Source organism: Nocardia sp. NPDC058497, from assembly GCF_042720195.1.
Taxonomy (GTDB): domain Bacteria; phylum Actinomycetota; class Actinomycetes; order Mycobacteriales; family Mycobacteriaceae; genus Nocardia.
In genome coordinates this window covers 1-3,529 of record NZ_JBHXMY010000596.1, presented here as the reverse complement: position 1 = coordinate 3,529, position 3,529 = coordinate 1, and the positions used below count along the sequence as shown (strand labels likewise).

The window sequence follows — 3,529 nt, the reverse complement described above, 5'->3', positions numbered from 1 at the left end:
GTTGTGGGCCGGGAACAAGTCGTGGTCCGAGGTTGTCTACCTGAGCACCCTGACCTTTCTCAATCCGCTCGATCCGGGAAACATCACGGGGATGGCGTCGCAGGCGCGGGTTCTTTTCGCGGTCGAGGCGTGGCTGGGCGCGGTCTCGATGTCGGTGTTCTTCGCGCTGCTGGTCCGTCGCTGGTTCCGGTTGTAGTCACCGGTCACCGGTCGGGCGTCCGCCGCGTGCGGCGTAGTACGTCGCCACCTGGATCCGGCGCTGCACCTGTTCGACGCGGGCGGTCCACTGTTTCGAGAAGCCGGCAGCGGACTGCAGGTCTCGCCACGGCGCGCGCATCCCGGCGGGGACCTGGGCTCCCGGCATCCACAGGTGGGCCAGATGCTCCAGAACCGGTGCGAGCACCGCCATCTGCCGCTCGTCGCCGAAGCCCTCGGTCGCGCGCACCTTCGTGTCGATGACCGTCAACAGCCAATCGTGCACAGCGACGTCCTGGCAGAACCGCACGGCGTCCGGAATATCGACCGCCTCCCGCACCGTCACTCGCAGCGCCCGGTAGAGCTCGTCTTCGAGGCGAAGCTTCGCCGCTGGCCCGGCGGTGCGGCCGATGACGGCGGTCCACCGCAGCCGCGTGGTCGGCGCCCGCAGCGGCGGGTGCTGATCCAGCACGGGCGAGGACCGCAGGTCATCGAGATGTCTGGCGCAGATCGAGGCGAGATCCAAGGTGTTCGGCCCTGGTGGCGCGAAATAGCCCGCGACCAGCGCTGTGTCGGCGTCCGCGCGATCGGGCAGCTCACCGATCGCCTCGGTCACCCCGATCCGGCTGATGTAGTGCGACCACGGCCTGCGCTTCTTCTGCTGAGCCCGCACCACGGTGGTGTGCGAGGACAACTGCGCCAGCCGGCCGCCCACCAGCACCGCGGTCGAGGCGACGGTCCCCACCACGCGCGCGGTCGCCGTCGTCCCCCAGCCGAGATGACAGTCGACGCCGGTCGCGTGACGCGGTGAAAAGGCAAGCGGCCCAGGACGTTCGCGGCGCAGGACGGTCGCACCGGCCACCCTCGCGAGCAGTTCGTCGGTAGCCTGGCCGTCCAGTGTCACCGAGTGCGGCAGCAGGCAGGTGCGGATCTCACCGAGCACGACGATGGGCGCCGGCGTTCCTTGGCTCTGCACGCTCAGGTTCCATCCAGGAGTAGATGTCCCACTCGCTCAATGACTTTGGCGGATACCGGCACCTGCTCGGCAGTGCCTTGGAGCATGATCTGGGCAGTGACATCGTCATCCGGTGCGAGATGCTCGAGGATGACCCGCACCGCCGACTCGATCAGCAGATAGCGCTTGGGCAGCATCGATAGCGTCCGATACGCGGTGAAAGGCGCCGCGTCCGGATTGAGCCGGATCACCGGCGGTAGGTCCGCCCAGTGGTCCGGCCACTCCCGGTCGGCCTGCCATGGCTGCGGATCCACCACGGGCGCACCGTGATAGCGCAGCATGCCCAGGCGCAGCAGTTGCCACACACCGGCCAGAAACGGGCAGGACCAGCGCCGGGTCGCATCGCGGTCGTGCCACAACTCCACGTCGAGGAAGATCGAATGCTCGCCGCGTCCGTACTCCTGCGGCGGTCGATACGGTCGCGGATGCATGGCGGAGCGCGACGAGCCGTTCTGCTCCCGGCGTCCGTTGCACAACCACCCGGATTCGGTGGTCGGTGGCCGGCGGCCGTTGGCGACTTCCTCGTCCTCGGGCTGAGCGATCAGCCGTGCGGCGACCATCTCCGCGACCGGGATCGGCGCGCCGACGGCCACCCCGCCCGCGAACACGGGAGCCTGGTGGCAGCTGGATTCGCGGGCCAGATAGTCGATGGTCAATCCCGCGTCCGCGGCCGCCTGCAACAGCCGGTCGAGCACTTTCGCCGGTTCGAAGCGGGGCTGGAAGTAGTCGTCGGTGAGATAGCAGGTGCTCACCCGGGTATCAGGTCCGAATTCGATGCGCGCGGACTCGATGAACGCGGCGACCAGCGGCACCGCTCGCCGGAATTGCGCGCGGACCAGATCGGTGTCGTAGACGATCTCGTCGTGGCGCAAGTGGCCCACCACGATCGACTGGTGGGCCATGGGTAGTGGTGCGAGGGCGGATTCCTCCGACGCCTCCTGATAGATCGGCGCGTTCATTCAGTCGACATCCCATGTTGCGGAATCGGTCAGTCGCCGGGCGAGATCGGTGTACGCCTCGACGGTCGCGGGATTGGCGAGCCGGGCGTTGACGTCGGCGTCGAGGATGAGCTGTTCGCGCCACTGCAGCATCGGCTCGATCGGCGTCTGGCCCAGCACCATGGCCGCGCCGATGCCATTGGCGATGGCGAGTTCCCGCAGCGCGTTGGCCTGCTCTTTCAGCCAGGCTGCCTGGGGCGGGTGGTCCGTCGTCCGGGTCCGGTCCGACGCGGCGACCGCCGTGCGCACACAGCGCGTCGATGCCAGCAGCTCGTCAGGGTTGTGATCCCAGTGCGCGGCGGCATTGAGCAACCCGTGCGGTCCGTGGATCAGTCCGCCTGCCGCCAGCACGTGCTGGCGTGTCCAGCGGTGGAAGACCAGCCACCGATGCGCGCGGTGCCGCAGCATCCTCGAGGCGGTGGCGCGTAATGCGATCTCGAGCGCGACCGAGCGTCCCGCGCTGAGATCGACTATCACCACGTCGAATACGGTCAGCAGGTCGGCGAGCAAGGTGGTGCCGCGCTCGATCATGGCGTCGTCACACCCGAATTCGCCGCCGCCCGCGTCACCGGGCAGCAGCACCAGCTGTCTGGCTCCCGGTGCGTCGCGGCGCAGCTGCGGGCGGTCGGTTTCGCGGCCGACGGTCAGCCGCCGCGGCTCACCGATATCGCCGAGTAGATAGGAATGCAGCCCATGGCCTTCGGCGATGCCACGTTCGGCGTGACCGATCTCGAACAGCGCGCCCGCCGTCGGCGACCCGAAATCGAAGTCGACATAGGCGACATCCATGCCGCGCAGATACAACCGGTAGGCGATGTTGCAGCTGGTGACCGAGCGCCCTGTCCCTCCTTTGTCGGAGGTCACGAAGACCAGCATGGAGTCGGGACTCATCGGGTGGCGTCCTCCCGCGCGTAGGCGAGCGCGTCGAGGCGCAGCAGCGCGTCGGCGGCCAGCGCCTCGGCGGTGTGCGGCCGTTTGGCCCGGATCGCACCGGCCCGGTCCAGCGCCTGCTGGATCGCCTCGAGCTCCTGGAACCGCGATGAGTAGATGGCGTCGCTGACCTGGAGAAACTCCTGATTGAGCAGATGCTCGGCCTCGCTGATCCTGCCGATCGCGGCGTCCACCATCCCCTGCGTCGCCAGCGGGGGACGACTGTAGGTGCTGTACGCGACGACCAGGCACTCCATCATGCGTTCGGTCAGGAACCACGAGGGCGCCGCCACGGTGGCGTCGTCGGCAGGGGCGAGGTTGTCCCACAGGCCGGCGGCGGGGGCCCCCGCGGTCTGATATAAAAAAACAACCCAGCCCGCGAAAATAATAG

Annotated in this window: 4 protein-coding genes and 1 pseudogene; 1 reads left to right on the top strand and 4 read right to left on the bottom strand. The window is 68.2% G+C overall.

Annotated features, from left to right (window positions below; translation table 11 throughout):
• A partial coding sequence (locus ACFWPJ_RS27885) for a hypothetical protein (RefSeq protein ID WP_378855722.1) occupies positions 1–196 on the top strand: 196 nt, incomplete at its 5' end.
• On the opposite strand, the gene ACFWPJ_RS27880 is transcribed toward ACFWPJ_RS27885, so the two are convergent.
• From ACFWPJ_RS27880 to ACFWPJ_RS27865, 4 genes and pseudogenes are all read right to left on the bottom strand, one after another.
• Positions 197–1,171: an SCO2521 family protein gene (locus ACFWPJ_RS27880; protein WP_378855720.1), complete on the bottom strand. Its 975-nt coding sequence runs from the start codon at positions 1,169–1,171 to the stop codon at positions 197–199.
• A 2-nt stretch (positions 1,172–1,173) separates the two neighbouring features.
• Positions 1,174–2,169 (bottom strand): SCO2522 family protein, encoded by a 996-nt coding sequence (locus ACFWPJ_RS27875; protein WP_378855718.1) that lies wholly within the window; start codon positions 2,167–2,169, stop codon positions 1,174–1,176.
• The gene (locus tag ACFWPJ_RS27870) at positions 2,170–3,099 is read right to left on the bottom strand and encodes an SCO2523 family variant P-loop protein (RefSeq protein ID WP_378855716.1); all 930 of its coding nucleotides are present in this window, start codon (positions 3,097–3,099) and stop codon (positions 2,170–2,172) included.
• Positions 3,096–3,529: pseudogene (locus ACFWPJ_RS27865) on the bottom strand (hypothetical protein); the annotation flags it as partial. The gene ACFWPJ_RS27870 and the pseudogene ACFWPJ_RS27865, both read right to left, overlap by 4 nt.